At 70.8% G+C, this 17,438-nt stretch carries 15 protein-coding genes and 1 pseudogene; 3 read left to right on the forward strand and 13 right to left on the reverse strand.

Annotated elements, in window-relative coordinates; genetic code table 11:
- Positions 1 to 159: 159 nt before the first annotated feature.
- The 7 genes and pseudogenes from WJ35_RS05055 to WJ35_RS05085 all read right to left on the reverse strand — a co-directional run bounded on the left by WJ35_RS05055 (position 160) and on the right by WJ35_RS05085 (position 6,333).
- Positions 160 to 868, reverse strand: a pseudogene (locus WJ35_RS05055) (ABC transporter ATP-binding protein).
- Entirely contained in the window at positions 865 to 1,620 is a 756-nt protein-coding gene (locus tag WJ35_RS05060) for an ABC transporter ATP-binding protein (RefSeq protein ID WP_059802229.1), read from the reverse strand. Before WJ35_RS05060 ends, WJ35_RS05055 begins: the two are co-directional and overlap by 4 nt.
- Positions 1,617 to 2,852: a branched-chain amino acid ABC transporter permease gene (locus tag WJ35_RS05065; protein WP_060237572.1), complete on the reverse strand. Its 1,236-nt coding sequence runs from the start codon at positions 2,850 to 2,852 to the stop codon at positions 1,617 to 1,619. Before WJ35_RS05065 ends, WJ35_RS05060 begins: the two co-directional genes overlap by 4 nt.
- Positions 2,845 to 3,780, reverse strand: coding sequence for a branched-chain amino acid ABC transporter permease (locus tag WJ35_RS05070; protein ID WP_060237574.1), 936 nt, complete (start codon positions 3,778 to 3,780; stop codon positions 2,845 to 2,847). The genes WJ35_RS05065 and WJ35_RS05070 overlap by 8 nt, the downstream gene beginning before the upstream one ends.
- A gap of 9 nt (positions 3,781 to 3,789) precedes the next feature.
- Positions 3,790 to 4,227 carry an acyl-CoA thioesterase gene (locus WJ35_RS05075; protein ID WP_060237577.1) on the reverse strand — a complete coding sequence of 146 codons (438 nt, stop codon included), beginning with the start codon at positions 4,225 to 4,227 and terminating at the stop codon, positions 3,790 to 3,792.
- Between the two features lie 97 nt (positions 4,228 to 4,324).
- Positions 4,325 to 4,861, reverse strand: coding sequence for an NUDIX domain-containing protein (locus WJ35_RS05080; protein WP_042583747.1), 537 nt, complete (start codon positions 4,859 to 4,861; stop codon positions 4,325 to 4,327).
- A gap of 128 nt (positions 4,862 to 4,989) precedes the next feature.
- Positions 4,990 to 6,333 (reverse strand): YbfB/YjiJ family MFS transporter, encoded by a 1,344-nt coding sequence (locus WJ35_RS05085; RefSeq protein ID WP_069238839.1) that lies wholly within the window; start codon positions 6,331 to 6,333, stop codon positions 4,990 to 4,992.
- A 127-nt stretch (positions 6,334 to 6,460) separates the two neighbouring features.
- Between WJ35_RS05085 and WJ35_RS05090 the strand changes: the two genes are divergently transcribed.
- Positions 6,461 to 7,375: a LysR family transcriptional regulator gene (locus WJ35_RS05090; protein ID WP_060237584.1), complete on the forward strand. Its 915-nt coding sequence runs from the start codon at positions 6,461 to 6,463 to the stop codon at positions 7,373 to 7,375.
- A gap of 162 nt (positions 7,376 to 7,537) precedes the next feature.
- Here WJ35_RS05090 and alaS read toward each other — a convergent pair whose 3' ends face one another.
- Positions 7,538 to 10,162, reverse strand: a complete 2,625-nt coding sequence (alaS, locus tag WJ35_RS05095; protein WP_060237587.1) for an alanine--tRNA ligase — start codon at positions 10,160 to 10,162, stop codon at positions 7,538 to 7,540.
- Between the two features lie 307 nt (positions 10,163 to 10,469).
- Here alaS and WJ35_RS05100 point away from each other — a divergent pair, with 307 nt between their 5' ends.
- Positions 10,470 to 11,690, forward strand: coding sequence for a CaiB/BaiF CoA transferase family protein (locus WJ35_RS05100; protein WP_060237589.1), 1,221 nt, complete (start codon positions 10,470 to 10,472; stop codon positions 11,688 to 11,690).
- 234 nt (positions 11,691 to 11,924) lie between these two features.
- Here WJ35_RS05100 and WJ35_RS05105 read toward each other — a convergent pair whose 3' ends face one another.
- Positions 11,925 to 12,488 (reverse strand): RBBP9/YdeN family alpha/beta hydrolase, encoded by a 564-nt coding sequence (locus WJ35_RS05105; protein ID WP_069238840.1) that lies wholly within the window; start codon positions 12,486 to 12,488, stop codon positions 11,925 to 11,927.
- Between the two features lie 168 nt (positions 12,489 to 12,656).
- Positions 12,657 to 12,866, reverse strand: a complete 210-nt coding sequence (locus tag WJ35_RS05110) for an ornithine acetyltransferase (RefSeq protein ID WP_069238841.1) — start codon at positions 12,864 to 12,866, stop codon at positions 12,657 to 12,659.
- A 252-nt stretch (positions 12,867 to 13,118) separates the two neighbouring features.
- Here WJ35_RS05110 and WJ35_RS05115 point away from each other — a divergent pair, with 252 nt between their 5' ends.
- Entirely contained in the window at positions 13,119 to 14,828 is a 1,710-nt protein-coding gene (locus tag WJ35_RS05115) for a glutamine--tRNA ligase/YqeY domain fusion protein (RefSeq protein ID WP_060237592.1), read from the forward strand.
- A 134-nt stretch (positions 14,829 to 14,962) separates the two neighbouring features.
- Here the strand turns inward: WJ35_RS05115 and WJ35_RS05120 are convergent, their stop codons facing one another.
- From WJ35_RS05120 to WJ35_RS05130, 3 genes are all read right to left on the reverse strand, one after another.
- Positions 14,963 to 15,433: an NUDIX hydrolase gene (locus WJ35_RS05120; protein WP_069238842.1), complete on the reverse strand. Its 471-nt coding sequence runs from the start codon at positions 15,431 to 15,433 to the stop codon at positions 14,963 to 14,965.
- Between the two features lie 11 nt (positions 15,434 to 15,444).
- A complete protein-coding gene (locus tag WJ35_RS05125) occupies positions 15,445 to 15,831 on the reverse strand; it encodes an RT0821/Lpp0805 family surface protein (protein ID WP_069238843.1) in 387 nt (128 codons plus the stop codon).
- A gap of 154 nt (positions 15,832 to 15,985) precedes the next feature.
- The gene (locus WJ35_RS05130) at positions 15,986 to 17,347 is read right to left on the reverse strand and encodes a cytochrome-c peroxidase (protein WP_069238844.1); all 1,362 of its coding nucleotides are present in this window, start codon (positions 17,345 to 17,347) and stop codon (positions 15,986 to 15,988) included.
- Positions 17,348 to 17,438: the final 91 nt, after the last annotated feature.

Raw genomic sequence — 17,438 nt, forward strand, 5'->3', positions numbered from 1 at the left:
TCATTCAAAAGACTTTCAATGGAGGGCGCCGGTTGCCGCGTTCGCGGCGCACCGGCCTGACTGGCAATGTAGGGGTTCGCGCGGCGACGATAAAGCGGCTCGACACGAATTGACTGGCGCGGCCAGCCGAACAATCACCGGCGCGCTCAGCCGGCACGATCAGCCGGCGCTCAGCCAAGCGTCGGCGATCTCGCCGCGCAAGCCGTCGAGCACGCCGTCATAGACGATCCGGCCCCGCCCCATCACCGCCGCGCGCCGCGTCAAGCGCGGCGCGAGCTGCAGCCGCTGCTCGATCAGCACGATCGCGACGCCGTCGGCCTGCAGCGCGGCCAGGCACGCGCCGACCTCGTCGACCGCGCGCGGCGCGAGCCCTTCGGCCGGTTCGTCGACGATCAGCACGCGCGGGCCGCCGGCCAGCGCGCGCACCAGCGCGAGCACCTGCTGCTCGCCGCCCGACAGCCGGCCGGCCTTCACGTCCGCGCGCGCGGCCAGCAGCGGAAAGCGCGCGAGCAGCCGTTCGAGCGCCGCCCGTTCCTTCCGCCGCGCCGCCGACGCCGCGCAACCCGAGCCGCAGGTTGTCGCGCACGCTCAGCAGCGGGAACACGTCGCGGCTTTCGGCCACGTAAGCCACGCCGCGCCGCGCGATCTCGAAGGTGCGCGCGCCCGCGCATTCGGCGCCGGCGACCCGCACCGAGCCGGCCGTGCGCACGAGCCCCATCACGGCCTTCGCGAGCGTCGAGCGACCGGCGCCGTTGCGGCCGAGCAGCGCCAGCGTCTCGCCCGGCGCGAGCGCGAGATCGACGCCGTCGAGCACGGGCTGCATCCCGTACCACGCATGCAGGCCGCGAATGTCGAGCAGCACGCTCACGCGACATCCTCCTCGCCGAGATAGGCGGCGCGCACGGCCGGATCGGCGCGGATCGCGTCGGGCGCGCCGGTCGCAACTACCGCGCCGCGCACCAGCACCGTGATGCGCTCGGCGAAGCCGAACACAGCGTCCATGTCGTGCTCGATCATCAGCACCGTACGGCCCTGCGTGGTCGCACGGATCAGCGCGAGCATCCGCGCCGCCTGCGCGCGGTTCATGCCGGCCGTCGGCTCGTCGAGCAGCAGCGTGCGGGCGCCGCTCGCGAGCGCGATCCCGAGGTCGAGCGCGCGCTGCTCCGCATAGCTCAGCTCGGCGGCCGGCGTGTCGCGCCGCGCGTCGAGCCCGATGTCGCGCAGCACTTGCGCGGCCGCACGATCGACTGACGCCGATTCGCGCAGCCGGCTCCACCAGCGCCGCCGCTCGGCCGGCGCATGCAGCGCCGCGCAACGCAGGTTGTCGAAGACGCTCAGGCGCGCGAACGCGCTGGTCTGCTGGAAACTGCGGCCGATGCCGAGGCGGCTCGCCGCGACCGGCCCGCGCCCGCGCAGCTCGACGCCGTGCAGCACCACGCGCCCGCGCGTCGGCCGCGTCGCGCCGGCAATCACGCCGAACAACGTCGATTTGCCCGCGCCGTTCGGCCCGATCAGCGCATGGCGCTCGCCGGCCGCGACGCGCAACTCGACGCCGTCGAGCACGGTCTGCGCACCGAAACGCTGCACGATGCCGTGGAGCTCGATCGCGTCGCCGCTCATCGCCCGCCCCTCTGCTCGCCGTCCTGCCCGCCCGGCACGAACCGCGCGCGCCAGCCCCACAGCAGCGCGCCGATGCCGGCCGCCGAGCATGCGACGGCCCAGCCGGCCGGCGTATCGGCGTCGATGCCCCACGCGCCGAACGCGGTGCCGGCGCTTGCGCCGTCGTCCTGCGCGAAGCGCCACGCGTAGCCGAGTTCGGCCGCGCAGACGAGCGCGACGCCCCAGAACGCGCATGCGGCGACGCCGCACAGCATGCGCCACCGCTCGGCCGCCGGCGCGCCGCGGCGCAGCGCGTGCACGAGCGCCGCCGCGCTACCCGCGATCCCGCGCGGCGCCGCCACGACGATCGCGACGAACAGCACGCCGAGATACAGCGCCCACGCGCGCGACACGCCCGCGACGACGATGCTCAGCGCGGTCAGCACGACGGCGCCTGCCGCCGGCCCGAAGAAGGCGCCGGTGCCGCCGATCACCGCGGCGATCAGCACGGTTGCCGAGCGCGCCATCGACATGCTGTCGGGCGTCGCGATCTCGACGTCGATCAGCGTCAGCGTGCCCGCGACGCCCGCGAAGAACGACGCGCAGGTGACCATCGCGAGCCGCACGCGGCGCGGCTCGGTGCCGAGCGCGGCGACGCGCGCGGGGTTGTCTCGCACCGCGTTCGCGAGCCGCGCAAGCGGCGTGCGCGTCAGCGCGTGCATCGCGAGCGCCGACCCGATGCACCATGCCGCGATCAGCGCATACGCGTGCGCTGGCGCGCCGAACTGCCAGCCGCCGAGCGGCGGGCCGCTCGCGCGATCGATCGGCACGCCGCCGACCCCGCCGAACCACGCGGGCACGCTCCACGCGGCCGCCGCGACGCACTCGCCGAGGCCGAGCGTGATCATCGCGAACGCGGTGCCCGCTCGGCGCGTCGCGAGCACGCCGAACAGCAGGCCGAAGGCCGCGCCCGCCGCGCCGCCGACGAGCGGCAGCAGCGGCAGCGGGCCGCCGAAGCGGTTGAACCAGTGCGCGGCCGCGAACGCGCCGAGGCCCGCGAACGCCGCATGCCCGAACGACAGCAGGCCGGTCGTGCCGAGCTGCAGGTTGTACGACAGCGCGAGCACGACGAGCGCGGCGGTCTGCGCGAGATAGCCGAGCATCCAGCCGTGCGGCCACAGCCACGCGGGCAGCACGAGGCTGCCGGCGAACAGCGTCCAGCGCACGACGCCCGCCAACGCGCGGCTACGCATCGGCGCGCTCGCCGAACAGTCCGCGCGGGCGCACGACCAGCACCGCGACGAGCAGCAGGTACGGCACGAGCGGCGCGAGTTGCGCGAACGACACCGCGGCGACGCTGTCCGGCAGCACGAAGCCGCCCCATTGCGCGAGCTCGCGCAGCGACGTGTCGCTCGCGGCCGCGAAGGTCTGCGCGAAGCCGACCGCGAGCGACGCGGCGAACGCGCCGCCGAGCGAGCCGAGCCCGCCGATCACGACGACCGCGAACACGATCGAGCCGACCGTCTCGGCCAGCGCGGGCTCGATCACCGCGAGCGGCGCGCCGATCACGCCGGCCAGCGCCGCGAGCGCGGTGCCCGCGCCGAACAGGCCCGTCATCAGGCTCGGCACGTCGTAGCCGAGCGCCTCGACGGCCGCGCGATGCGTGAGCGCCGCGCGCACGACGAGACCGATGCGCGACGCGCGCAGCAGGCCCGCCAGCGCGACCAGCATCGCCGCCGACATCGCCATCATGAACAGCCGGTAGCGCGGCAGCGCGACGCCGAACACAGTGACCGGCGCACCGTCGAACAGCGGCGGCACCGGCGCGGGCAGCGGCGCGAGGCCCCAGACGAGTTTCGCGCCCTCGCCGATCAGGTACGCGAGCCCGAACGTCAGCAGCAGCTCGCTCGTGTGCCCGTGCGCCTGCACACGGCGCAGCAGCCAGCGCTCGCAGCCCGCGCCCAGCAGCCCGACCGCGAGCGGCGCGAGCACGAGCGCCGGCCAGAAGCCCGCGCGGGCGGCGATGCTGTAGCCGACGTACGCGCCGAGCATGTAGAAGCTCGCATGCGCGAAGTTGAGCACGCCCTGCACGCTGAAGATCAGCGTGAGGCCCGCCGACAGCATGAACAGCAGCAAGCCGTAGCTGAGGCCGTTGAAGGCCTGGAGCGCGAACGCCTGCACCGCGCGTCGTCAGGCGGCGAGCGGGTCGAGCGCGGCGCGCAGCGCGTCCGGCAGCGGCACCGGGCGACGCGTGCCGCGATCGACGTACACGTGCACGAAATGCCCCTGCGCGGCGGGCGATGCGTCGCCTTGCGCGAACAGCCCGACCTCGTAGTGCACGCTCGACGTGCCGAGCTTCACGACGCGCAGCCCCGCGTCGACCGACTGCGGAAACACGAGCGGCGCGAAGTAGTTGCACTGCGTTTCGACGACGAGCCCGATCGTCGGCGCGTGCTCGATGTCGAGCACGCCCGCGCGGATCAGGTACTCGTTCACGACGGTATCGAAGTAGCTGTAGTAGACGACGTTGTTCACGTGCCCGTAGACGTCGTTGTCCATCCAGCGGGTCGTGATCGGCAGGAAGTGGCGGTAGGCGTCGCGGGAACGCGGCTGCGGCTTGTCGGACATGGCGGTGATGGTCAGAGGGAGGATGACGTGGCGACGCTCGCGGGCGGCACGGCGCGATGCGACGCGGCGGAGCATGGACGGGCGGCGGCGCGGCCCGTCACTGCCCCGGCCGGTCGACGAATTCGAAATCGAGGCCGCGCGCGCGCATCCAGTCGGCGAGCGCGACGCCCGTGCCGGCGCGCCACGGGCGCAGCAGCGGCGGATCGACGAGCTTGTATTCGAGCAGCTCCGGCGACAGCGCGACCGTGCCCGACGCGCGCACGTGGTACGCGATGATCAGCTCGTTCTTGCGGATGAATTCGTAGACGCCGACGAGCGACACGTGCTCGGCCTTCAGCGCGGTTTCCTCGAACACCTCGCGCGCGATGCCGTCCTCGGGCGTCTCGCCGTTCTCGAGGAAACCGGTGATCAGCGCGAACATCCCTTCGGGCCAGGCCGCGTTGCGCGCGAGCAGGATCTTGCCGTCGAGCTCGACGATCGCGGCGACGACGGGCAGCGGGTTGTTCCAGTGCACGTAGCCGCAGGTGTCGTCGGGGCAAACCTGGCGAACGCGGCCGCCTTCGTGTTCGGAATCGGCGCGCTCGGTCAGCGGGCGCGCGCAGCGCGGGCAAAAGCGATAGTCGGCGGTGGTCATCGATATGGACATGGCGGACGCCAGGGAGGCCGCCCGCAGGCGGCTCGCGCGCCCGCTCGGCGCGGGAAAGGCTTCATTCTAGCGAGTTTGCCCGCGCCGCAGAGGGTGCGACGGCGAGCGTGCGGCGCTCATGCGCGCGGGCGTGCGCCGCGGGCCGCGAAGCCGGCGGCGCCGGCCAGCAGCGCGCCGGCCGCGACCCACAGCGCCGGCGAAAACGACCCGAACCGCGCGGCGAGCGGCGCCGCGACGAGCGGCCCGAGGATCTGGCCGACGCCGTACGACGCGGTCGCGTAGCCCATCAGCCCCGCTGCGCGCTCGCCGTGCAGGCGCCGCGCCTCGCGCATCGCGAACAGCGTGATCGCGGTGAACGGCAGGCCGAGCAGCACGCTGCCGACCGAGAAGCCCGCCGCGTTCGGCCAGACGATCCCGGCGGCGATGCCGAGCGCCTGCGTCACGCACCCGCCGGCAAGCAGCAGCCGGTTGTCCCACTGCGCCGGCAGCCGCGCGGCGGCGACCGCGCCGGCGATCAGCGCGGCGCCGAACATCGGCCAGAACAGGTCCGGCCACGGCGAGCCGGCCGGCAGCGCCGCGCGCGCGATCACCGGCAGGAACGTCGCGGTGATGATGTAGCCGAAGCCCGGCATCGCGTACAGCACGACGAGCCAGGCCGCGTCGGCGCGACGGCGGCGTGCGTCGGGCGGCGCGGTGGGGGCTGGCGCGGTGGTGGCTGGCACTGCGGTGGCTGGCGCGGCGGTGGCCGGCACGGCGGTGGCTGGCACTGCGGCAGGCGTCACCGCGGCGGCCGGCGTGTGCGCGGTGGGCACCACCGACGCGGCTGCGGCTGCGGCTGCGGCTGGGGCCACCGGTGCCGGCGCGCGGCCGAACGTGCGCCAGATCGCGACCGACAGCATGGCCGACAGCGCCGCGAAACCGAGCCAGCCCCACGCCGCGCGCTGGCCGGCCAACGCGCTCCCGATCAGCCCCGTCAGCACGATGCCGACGCCGGGGCCCGCGTAGATCACGCCGCTCCATTCCGGCGCGTGCAGCTCGGCGAGCCGGCGCAGCCCCCATTGCGACATGAACACGAACGTCCACGCACTGACGACACCCGCGACGAAGCGCACCGCGAGCCACACGGGCAGCAGATGGCCGACGCCCATCGCGGCGGTGAGCAGCACGGTTGCTGCAAGTCCGAAGCGGACCATCCGCGCGGGCGCGACGCGCAACGCCGCGCAGCTGACCGCGCCGACGAAGTAGCCCGCATAGTTCGCCGACGCGAGCCAGCTGCCGGCCTTCAGGCCGATCGCGCCATCGGCGAGCATCAGCGGCAGCAGCGGCGTGAACGCGAAGCGGCCGACGCCGAGCGCGACCGCGAGCCCGGTCATGCCGGCGAGTGCGACCGTGCGGGCGCGGCGGTCGCTATCGCATGAAGGAAACGCGCGGGCGGCGGACGAGGCATCGGAACGGGACATGGCGGCAGCGTACGGCCGGCGCGCGGCGCGCCGGCCTGAACGGAAATCGGAATGCCTTCATCGTAGCTTGACCAACCGTTCTCTAAAAATGAATAATTCAGAATCGATTCATCGCTCGGAGAGAATCATGGATCTGGCGGCGCTGGCGATTTTCCGGGCTGTCGTGCGCGAAAACGGCGTGACGCGCGCGGCGGAGAAGCTCAATCGCGTGCAGTCGAACGTGACGACACGCATCAAGCAGCTCGAGGAGGAACTCGGCGCGGCGCTGTTCGTGCGCGACGGCCGGCGGCTCGTGCTGACGCCTGCCGGGCAGACGCTGCTGACGTATGCGGAGCGCCTGCTTGCGCTTGCCGACGAGGCCCGTCATGCGGTGCGCGAGGACCGGCCGCGCGGCCGGCTGCGGCTCGGCGCGATGGAGAGCACGGCCGCGAGCCGGCTGCCGGCCCTGCTCGCGCGCTATCACCATGCGTGGCCCGACGTGTCGCTCGAACTCCTGACGGGCACGACGGGCTGCCTGATCGAGCAGGTGCGCGAGTTCGCGATCGACGCCGCGCTGTTCGCGCGCCCGCCCGCGCCGGAGGAGTTGCCCGACACGTTCGAGGTGGTGCCGGTGTTCCGCGAAAACCTGATGCTGCTCACGCCGCGCGGCCATCCTCGGGTGCGCACGCCGCGCGACGTGATCCTGCCAACGCTGGTCGCATTCGAGCGCGGCTGCACGTATCGCAAGTACGTCGAGCAATGGTACGCGGCGCACGGGACGAAGCCGGCGCGCGTGCTCGAACTCGGCTCGTACCACGCGATCGTCGCGTGCGTCGCGGCCGGCGCGGGCGTCGCGGTCGCGCCGCGTTCGGTGCTCGACCTGCAGCCCGGGACCGACAACGTCGCGGCGCATGCGATCGCCGAATTCGAAGGGATCGACACGGTGCTTGCGTGGCGCAAGGGTTACGCGTCGGCGGCACTCGGCGCGCTGCGCGACGCACTGGAGGCGGCCGCGCGGCCGCCGGCCGATGCCGGGAAGCGGCGCGCGGCGGCGACGGCCTGAAGGATCGCCCCGCAGGCTCGCGGCGCGTAAACGCAAAACGACCCGACCGGCCTGTGCCGGTCGGGTCGTTTCATTCGGTCCCCGCCACCGAGCGGCCGTCGCGCATCACACGGCCGGACCGGGCCCGCGACGCTCGGGCGAGCGCCGCGCCGGCCAGGCCGATCAGAGCCGCTCTTCGACCCAGCCCTTGACGCCCGCGAGCGCCGCCGGCAGGTTCGCCGGCTCGGTGCCGCCCGCCTGCGCCATGTCCGGACGGCCGCCGCCCTTGCCGCCGACCTGCTGCGCGACGAAGTTCACGAGCTCGCCGGCCTTGACCTTCTTGCTCGCTTCCGGCGTGACGCCCGCGATCAGGCTGACCTTGCCGCCTTCGACGGCCGCCAGCACGATCGCCGCGCTCTTGAGCTTGTCCTTCAGCTTGTCGACGGTCTCGCGCAGCGTCTTCGCATCCGCGCCGTCGAGCGTCGCGGCCAGCACGTGCACGCCGCCGACTTCGACCGCCTGCAGCGCGAGCTCGTCGCCCTGGCTCGATGCGAGCTTCGACTTCAGCGCGCCCAGCTCCTTCTCGAGCGACTTCACCTGGTCCTGCACCTGCGCGATGCGCTGCGTCAGTTCCGACGGCTGCGCCTTCAGCGCGGCCGCCGCTTCGTTCACGCGTGCGTCGAGCTCCTGCACGTAGCGCACCGCGTTGTCGCCGGTGATCGCCTCGACGCGGCGGATGCCGGCCGCGACGCCGCCTTCGACGACGATCTTGAAGAAGCCGATGTCGCCCGTGCGGCTCACGTGCGTGCCGCCGCACAGTTCGCGCGAGAAGCCGAGGTCGAGCACGCGCACTTCGTCGCCGTACTTCTCGCCGAAGAGGGCCATCGCGCCGCCCTTCACCGCTTCGTCGTACGGCATCACGCGCACGATGCCGGGCGCGTTCGCGAGGATTTCGTCGTTGACGATCTGCTCGACGCGACGGATTTCGTCGTCGGTCATCGGCGCGTTGTGCGCAAAGTCGAAGCGGGTCTTGTCCGCGTCGACGAGCGAGCCCTTCTGCTGCACGTGCGAGCCGAGCACCTCGCGCAGCGCCTTGTGCATCAGGTGGGTCGCCGAATGGTTGCGCTGGGTGCGCGCGCGGCGGTGCGCGTCGATCTCGGCGCGCAGCACGTCGCCGACCTTGAGCGTGCCCTGCTCCAGCGTGCCGTGGTGGCCGATCACGTCGGCCTGCACCTTCAGCGTGTCGCCGACCGCGAAGCGCGTCGACGCATTCGCGAGCACGCCCTGGTCGCCGACCTGGCCGCCCGATTCCGCGTAGAACGGCGTGTGGTCGAGCACGACCACCGCGTCCTGGCCGGTCTTCACTTCGCTGACGGACGAACCGTCGACGTACAGCGCGACGACCTTCGCGTCGTCGAACGCGATCGCTTCGTAGCCGTGGAAGGTCGTTTTCGCGCCCGTGTATTCGAGGCCCTGCGCGGCCTTGAACTTGCCGGCCGCGCGCGCCTGCTCGCGCTGGCGCGCCATCGCGTCGTCGAACGCCGGCTCGTCGACCGTCATGCCGCGCTCGCGGCACACGTCGGCCGTCAGGTCCAGCGGGAAGCCGTAGGTGTCGTGCAGCTTGAACGCGAGTTCGCCGTCGAGCACCTTGCCGCCCTTTGCTTCGACTTCGGCGAGCGCGGCCTCGAGGATCGACATCCCGTGCTCGATCGTCTCGAAGAAGCGTTCTTCTTCCTGGCGCAGCACGTCGGTCACGCGCTGCTCGGCTTCCTTCAGCTCCGGATACGCGACGCCCATCTCGGCGACGAGATCGGCCACCAGCTTGTGGAAGAACGAGCCCTTGCGGCCGAGCTTGTAGCCGTGGCGGATCGCGCGGCGCACGATCCGGCGCAGCACGTAGCCGCGGCCTTCGTTGCCGGGGATCACGCCGTCGACGATCAGGAACGAGCATGCGCGGATGTGATCGGCGATCACCTTCAGCGAGTTGTTGTTCAGGTCGTCGATCTCGGTCACGCGCGCGGCTGCCTTGATCAGGTTCTGGAACAGGTCGATCTCGTAGTTGCTGTGCACGTGCTGCAGCACCGCGGCGAGGCGTTCCAGGCCCATGCCGGTGTCGACGCACGGCTTCGGCAGGCGCGTCATGTTGCCCTGCGCGTCGCGGTTGAACTGCATGAACACGAGGTTCCAGATCTCGATGTAGCGGTCGCCGTCTTCCTCGGGCGATCCCGGCGGGCCGCCCCACACGTCCGGGCCGTGGTCGTAGAAGATTTCCGTGCACGGGCCGCACGGGCCCGTGTCGCCCATCGTCCAGAAGTTGTCCGACGCATAGCGCGCGCCCTTGTTGTCGCCGATCCGGATGATCCGCTCGACCGGCACGCCGACTTCCTTCGCCCAGATGTCGTACGCCTCGTCGTCTTCCTGGTAGACGGTGACCCACAGCTTTTCCTTCGGCAGCTGGTAGACCGTGGTCAGCAGCTCCCACGCGAACCTGATCGCGTCGTGCTTGAAGTAGTCGCCGAACGAGAAATTGCCGAGCATCTCGAAGAACGTGTGGTGGCGCGCGGTATAGCCGACGTTCTCGAGGTCGTTGTGCTTGCCGCCCGCGCGCACGCTGCGCTGCGACGTGGTCGCGCGCGTGTACGGGCGCGATTCCGTGCCGAGGAACACGTCCTTGAACTGGACCATCCCCGAATTCGTGAACATCAGCGTGGGGTCGTTACCGGGCACGAGGCTCGACGAGCGGACGATCGTGTGGCCCTTCGATTCGAAGAATTTGAGGAATTTCTCGCGGATTTCGGCAGCTTTCATGGCGTGCGGGGACGGTCTGGCTAAGACCTTCAAACGCCGGCGACCCTCGCGGGCGCACGGCGGCAGGTTTCTGAAACGATCGATTATACGGGATAGATCCCGGTGCGCGGCCGGCGGGCCCGGCCGGCGCGCGTTTCATCAGACTCGAGCCCGGTTTCGGCCCGCTTTGGGCCGCATTTGTCCGATTCCGCCCCGATCGCGGGGTTGCCGGGCCACGCGCGCGCGATTCGCCTTAAGATGCTCGCCATGCCGCACGCCTTGCCCGCGCCGCGCGGCACGGCCAAGCCATAAAGGAGACGAATCGACGATGGGTGCCCTGAGCCATATCCGCGTGCTGGACCTGACCCGCGTGCTCGCGGGCCCGTGGTGCGCGCAGACGCTTGCCGACTTCGGCGCCGACGTGATCAAGGTCGAGCGCCCGGGCGCCGGCGACGACACGCGCCACTGGGGGCCGCCGTACCTGAAGGACGCGAACGGCGCGGACACCGCCGAGGCCGCCTACTACCTTGCCGCGAACCGCAACAAGCGCTCGGTCACGGTCGACATCGCGACGCCCGAAGGCCAGCAGATCGTGCGCGAGCTCGCCGCGCAAAGCGACGTGGTGCTGGAGAACTACAAGGTCGGCCAGCTCAAGAAATACGGGCTCGACTACGATTCGCTGCGCGCGGTGAAGCCCGACCTCGTCTACTGCTCGGTCACGGGCTTCGGCCAGACCGGCCCGTATGCGCACCGCGCGGGCTACGACTTCATCATCCAGGGGATCGGCGGGTTCATGAGCATCACCGGCGAGCGCGACGGCGAGCCCGGCGGCGGCCCGCAGAAAGCCGGCGTCGCGATCTCCGACCTCGCGACCGGCCTCTATTCGACGATCGCGGTGCTCGCCGCGCTCGCGCATCGCGACCGGACGGGCGAAGGCCAGTACATCGACATGGCGCTGCTCGACGTGCAGGTCGCGCTGCTCGCGAACATGAACACCAATTTCCTCGCGAGCGGCAAGCCGCCCGTGCGCTGGGGCAACGCGCACCCGAACATCGTGCCTTACCAGACGTTCCAGACGCGCGACGGCTGGATCATCGTCGCGGTCGGCAACGACGGGCAGTTCCGCAAGTTCGTCGAGGCCGGCGGCCGCCCCGAGCTCGCCGACGACGAGCGCTTCGCGACCAATCCCGCGCGCGTGCGCCACCGAGAGACGCTGGTGCCGATCCTCGCGGACATGGTGAGGACGCTCGACAAGGACGCGTGGATCGCGGCGCTCGAGGCGGCCGGCGTGCCGTGCGGGCCGATCAACGATCTGGAGGAAGTGTTCGACAACGAGCAGGTCGTCGCGCGCGGGATGCAGGTCGAGCTGCCGCATCCGTGCGGCGCGAACGTGAAGCTCGTGCGCAATCCGATCCGGATGAGCGCGACGCCGCCCGACGCGCGCTCGGCCCCGCCGCTGCTCGGCGCGCACACGGACGCCGTGCTGCGCGAGCTGCTCGGCTACGACGACGAACGGATCGCGGCGCTGAAGGCGAAGCAGGCGATCTGAGTATGTCGCGGACGCGGCGCGGCGCTCGTAGTGTTAGCCGCGCGCGGGAGCCGACCGGTGCGTCGCAACGTGGCCGCATGGCGAGCGCCGGCCGACCCGTCGCAGCGTGAAGCACAAGGCGAGCGCCAGCTCATCCGTTGCGGTGCGAGCGGCGCGTAGTGTTCCCCAGCCGATGATCCGCCGTTCGCGCCCGGCCGGCGCGACGGCCGGCACTCGGCACTCGGCACGCACGCGTCAGCCGCGTTCCGCCCCACCGCCCAGCGCGTCGAGCCAGCGGCGCCCGTCAGGCCAGTCGCCGAGCCCGCTGTCCGCGTTGATGTGGCCGCGCGGGCCGAGATCGTGGAACACACTGCCCCACGCCTGCGCACAACCGCGTGCGAATGAAATCGAGCCGTACGGATCGTCGCGGCTCGCGACCACCCGGGTCGGGAACGGCAGCCGCTCGCGCGGCACCGGCCCGAAGCCGTGCGCATCGGCCGGAAACGCCGGTCCGGCCGGATCGGGCAGCGCGACGAGCAGCGCGCCCCTGACCTTCGCGAGCGCGGCCGGGCGCGCATAGCGCGTCGCCCACCAGGCCGTCGTCAGCGTGCCGAGGCTGTGCGCGGCGATCAGCACCGGCGCGCGCGCCGCCTCGACCGCGCGGTCGAGCGCGAGACACCAGCCGTTGCGGAATGCGCGCTCCCAGTCGGGCATCGCGACGCGCACGAAGCGCGCGTCATCGCGCTCCCAGCGGCTCTGCCAGTGCAGCGGGCCGGAATTGCCGTAGCCCGGCAACACGAATACGAGTGAATCGCTCATGAAGGTTTCGTCGACGAATGAAATCGTTATGTGAAGCCGACGAAGTGTCGCACATCCGTTCCTCCCTGATTGCTGCCTGTCGAATTGCGGAATGGATGCGCGGGAAACCGGTGCGTCGCGTGCCGCGCGCGCCGTCACGAGCGGTCAGCGCTCATGCGCCGGCTTCGCTCAACGCACGCCGGCGCCGACGATGCCGCCCGCCGCGGCGCCCGCGACCGTGCCGATCGGGCCGCCGGTGATCAGGTAGCCGAGTGCGCCGCCCGCGGCCGCGCCGATGCCGGCATTGCGCTGCGTGTGCGTCATCGCGCATGCGCCGAGCTGGGACAGGGCCGCGACGATCACCGCGGTACGAACGAGAAAAGTGGTCTGCTTCATCATGATTGTTGGCTTCCTTTCGCCGGCAAATAATACGAATGGCGGCGTCGAATCGGTAAAGCCATCATAGAAACAGCCGAACACGCGCGGCAATCCGATTTACGTCGTGTTACAGCAGACACAATGTCGAGATACTGGGTTGCGCGGCGCGCACCGGCGCGGGCGGCGCCGCAACCCGCGCGGGACGGACCCCGGTCAGGTAGAATTGCAGGATTAAACCGGCGCGACGCGCCGACACAACCTGACGCTATCCGCATGAGCACCGAACGCAACGACGCCCCCGCGGCTTCCAATTTCATCCGCAACATCATCGACGACGACAACCGCACGGGCAAATGGGCCGGCCGCGTCGAAACCCGCTTCCCGCCGGAGCCGAACGGCTACCTGCACATCGGTCACGCGAAGAGCATCTGCCTGAACTTCAGCGTCGCACGCGACTACGGCGGCGTGTGCCACCTGCGCTTCGACGACACGAACCCGGAAAAGGAAAGCATCGAATACGTCGACTCGATCGTCGACGCGGTGCGCTGGCTCGGCTTCGACTGGCGCAAGGACGCGGTCGACCACCAGTACTTCGCGAGCGACTACTACGACAAGCTCTACGAATTCGCCGAGCTGCTGATCAAGCGCGGCAAGGCGTACGTCGACAGCCAGAGCGCGGAAGAGATGCGCGCGAACCGCGGCTCGCTGACGGAAGGCGGCAAGCCGTCGCCGTATCGCGAGCGCACGCCCGACGAGAACCTCGACCTGTTCCGCCGGATGAAGGCCGGCGAGTTCCAGGAAGGCGAGCACGTGCTGCGCGCGAAGATCGACATGGCTTCGCCGAACATGAACATGCGCGACCCGGTGATCTACCGGATCCGCTACGCGCACCACTACCGCACCGGCGACACGTGGTGCGTGTATCCGATGTACGACTACACGCACTGCATCTCGGACGCGCTCGAAAACATCACGCACTCGCTGTGCACGCTCGAATTCGAGGATCACCGCCCGCTGTACGACTGGGTGCTGAACGAGCTGGCCGACGCCGGCGTGTTCACCCGCCCGCTGCCGCAGCAGATCGAATTCTCGCGGCTGAACCTCACGTACGCGATCACCAGCAAGCGCAAGCTGCTGCAGCTCGTCACCGAAGGCCACGTCGACGGCTGGGACGATCCGCGGATGCCGACGATCGTCGGCGTGCGCCGCCGCGGCTTCACGCCGGAGAGCATCCAGCTGTTCTGCGAGCGGATCGGCGTGACCAAGGTCGATTCGTGGATCGACATGAGCGTGTTCGAAGGCGCGCTGCGCGACGACCTCGACGCCAAGGCCGCGCGCACGGTCGCGGTGCTCGATCCGCTGAAGCTCGTGATCGACAACTACCCGGAAGACCTGGAAGAAGCGTGCACGGCGCCCGTGCATCCGCACCATCCGGAGCGCGGCCAGCGCACGTTCCCGATCTCGCGCGAGCTGTGGATCGAGCGCGAGGATTTCGTCGAGACGCCGCCGAAGGGCTATTTCCGCCTGTTCCCGGGCAACAAGGTGCGGCTGCGCTACGGCTACGTGGTCGAATGCACGGGCTTCGACAAGGATGCCGACGGCAACGTGACGGCCGTGCACTGCAACTACTTCCCGGACAGCAAGTCGGGCACCGACGGCGCGAACAACTACAAGGTGAAGGGCAACATCCACTGGGTCAGCGCGAAGCATGCGCAGCCGGCCGAAGTGCGGATCTACGACCGCCTGTTCAAGGAGCCGCATCCGGATGCAGGCGGCGCGAACTACCTCGATGCGCTGAACCCGGATTCGAAGAAGGTCGTGCACGCGTACGTCGAGCCGGGCGCCGGCGACGTCGCGCCGGAAACCCGCCTCCAGTTCGAGCGCCACGGCTACTTCGTCGCGGACCGCGTCGATTCGAAGCCGGGCAAGCCGGTGTTCAACCGGATCGTCGGGCTGCGCGACAGCTGGGGCAAGCCGGCCTGACGGGCCGTTGCGCGCGCGGGCCGGTGGCCTGCGGCGCACATCGCGCGATCGCCGCGACGCATGTCGCACGATCGAAAAAAAACGGCCTTCGGGCCGTTCTTTCATTGCCTGCACACAAGGCCGCGCCGCCGGTGTCACCCGCCCGCGAGCCGGCGCTGCACATCCGCGAGCGGCAACGCCGTGTGAAACAGCCGCGCGAGGCTGCGGCTCGCGTACGCGTCGACGTCGCCGGGCGCCGTCCAGCGAAACGCATCCATTTCGGGGATCATCGTCCCGTCGCGCCGGCTCGGGAACAGCGACGTGCACACGCAGCGGGCCAGGTCCAGCTCGTCGTCGGCGACGCGCACCGCGAACAGGTGCAGATCCTTTTCCTGGCGGTAGACGAAGCGGCCGAGATCGACGAGCCGCTCCGGCGCGAGCACGATCCCGGTTTCCTCGAGCAGCTCGCGCAGCGCCGCGTCGATCGGCGCTTCGCCGGGCTCGCCCTGCCCTTTCGGGATGTCCCAGTGCGTGGTGTCCGTCGCGTGCGCGAGGAACACGCGTCCCGCTCCATCGAGGATCACGACGCCGCACGACACCGTGCGCGGCGCGCTGCCCGCTGTCATCTGCGCTGCGCTCAGCGCTTCTGCAGCTGCCACTTGCCCGCGGCGGTCTTGCAGTAGACGGGCTTGAGCGTCATCGACTGGCCCTTCGCGGCAATTTCCGTCACGACCTCGCGGCACGTGCGGCCGTCGCTGTGGCTCGTCGACGGCGTGAGCTTCGCCACGATCTGCGTGCCGCTGCTGCTGCTCCGCCACGTCGACGTCTGGCCGTCCTTGCTGGTGTCGCGCGCGTGCGCGACGGCGTCGGCCAGCGACTCCTGGTCGGCGTTGCTGAAATAGGTCAGCGGCGTGTCGTTCAGAAAGCCCAGGTTGCTTTGCGCATGGGCGGGCAGCAGCGCGGCTGCGCACGCGGCGCCGGCCAGCAGGCGCGCGACGACGGAAAGGGATGCACGCATCGACATGTTGTTCTCCTTGGCTGATCGTTCGAACCGCGCGGCGCGCGGCCGGTGCGCCGGTGGCTGGCCAGCCGGCAAACCGGCGGCCGCCGAACCGGCACGCGCCACTCGCCACGCCTGTCAGCGAGCGAGCATAGCATGCGTGCCGCGTGCGCTGCGCTCAGCGCGCCGCGTGATCGGCCGCAGGTTGATAGCCGTCGGTCAGCGTGTTCAGGAACGCGATCACGTCCTTGATCTCGGCCTCGTTCAGCGCCGGCTGGTCGCCGGGCTTGCGGTCGAACGGCGGCTCGCGGTTGATGTTGTCCCAGTAGCGCTTCGGCAGGTCGTCGAAGCGCTGCACCTTGCCGTGCACGACCGGATAGAACTTCTCCGGATGGATGTCGCGCTCGACGTAGAAGCGCATCACGTCCTCGAGCGAGTGGTAGACGCCGTTGTGGAAGAACGTCTTGCGCGTCGCGACGTTGCGCAGCGACGGCGTGCGGAACAGCCCGCAGAACTCGCCGCGCCCCTTCAGGTCGGTGCGCTCCGGCCCGCACGCGCCGAGATCGTAAAAGCGCGGGTCGCGGTTGACGGGCAGCGCGCGGTTGCGCGGCACGCCAATCGCGATCAGCCCGAAGTCGCTGAACTGCGGCGGGCCGCCTTCGAGCGTGCGCTGGCTCAGGTGGCAGCTCGCGCAGTTGCCCTTCTTCTCGTCGTTGAACAGCTGCAGCCCGCGCAGCTCGGCGGGCGTGAGCTGCGCGCGGCCGGCCAGGTACGCGTCGTACTTGCTCGTGTACGGATCGAACAGCGCCGGCTGCTGCTGGAACGCGTCGAGCGCGCGCAGCACCGCGTCGAAGGTCGCCTGGTCGTCGGCGAGCACCTTGTCGCCGAACGCCTTGCGGAACGCGTCGACGTATGGCGCCGCGCGCACCGCCTTCGCGACCTTCGCGGGCGAGCTGCTCATCTCGAACGGCGACGTGAGCGGAATGCGCGCCTGCGCGTCGCGCGTGTCGACGCGGCCGTCCCACGTCAGCCCGCCCGTCGGGCCCGCGTCGACGCTTTCGTCGCCCTCGTCGGGAGAATCGTGGAAGTGCTCGCTGAACGGCGGAATCCCGCGCAGGTACTTCAGCGACGGCACCGCGCGGAACCCCGCGCGACGCATGTCGTCGCCGCCGAGCTGCACCGCCAGCGCGTTCGGCGGCCCGAACGCATGCTCGGCGCTGTGGCACGACGCGCACGCGAGCTTGCCGGACCCCGACAGCGACGGATCGAAGAACAGCTGCCTGCCGAGCGCCGCCATCTGCTTCACGCCCTCGAACACCTGCGCGCGCGTCTGCGGCTGGCTGGCCGGCGCGACCGCCGGTGCGAGCGTCGGCGCGGCCGGCGCGGCCTGGGCGGCGGAAATGACCGCTGTGGCCACGGCAGTCGCGGCGGGCCGCGCGTCGCACCCGGCCAGGGCGGCGAGCGCGCCGGCCGCGAGCAGCGCCGCCATGGCCGGCAGCAACGATCGCGCTGACGCGCGGGAGTTCGGAAGGCTGTGCATCGTCGTTCTTCTTGTAGCGGTGGGAAGTCGGCCGGAGCTTATGTCAGTTCCGTGACCGTTGCGTGACGTTCCATCGACAGTGAATTGAAAG

The organism is Burkholderia ubonensis (assembly GCF_001718695.1).
Lineage (GTDB): Bacteria > Pseudomonadota > Gammaproteobacteria > Burkholderiales > Burkholderiaceae > Burkholderia > Burkholderia ubonensis_B.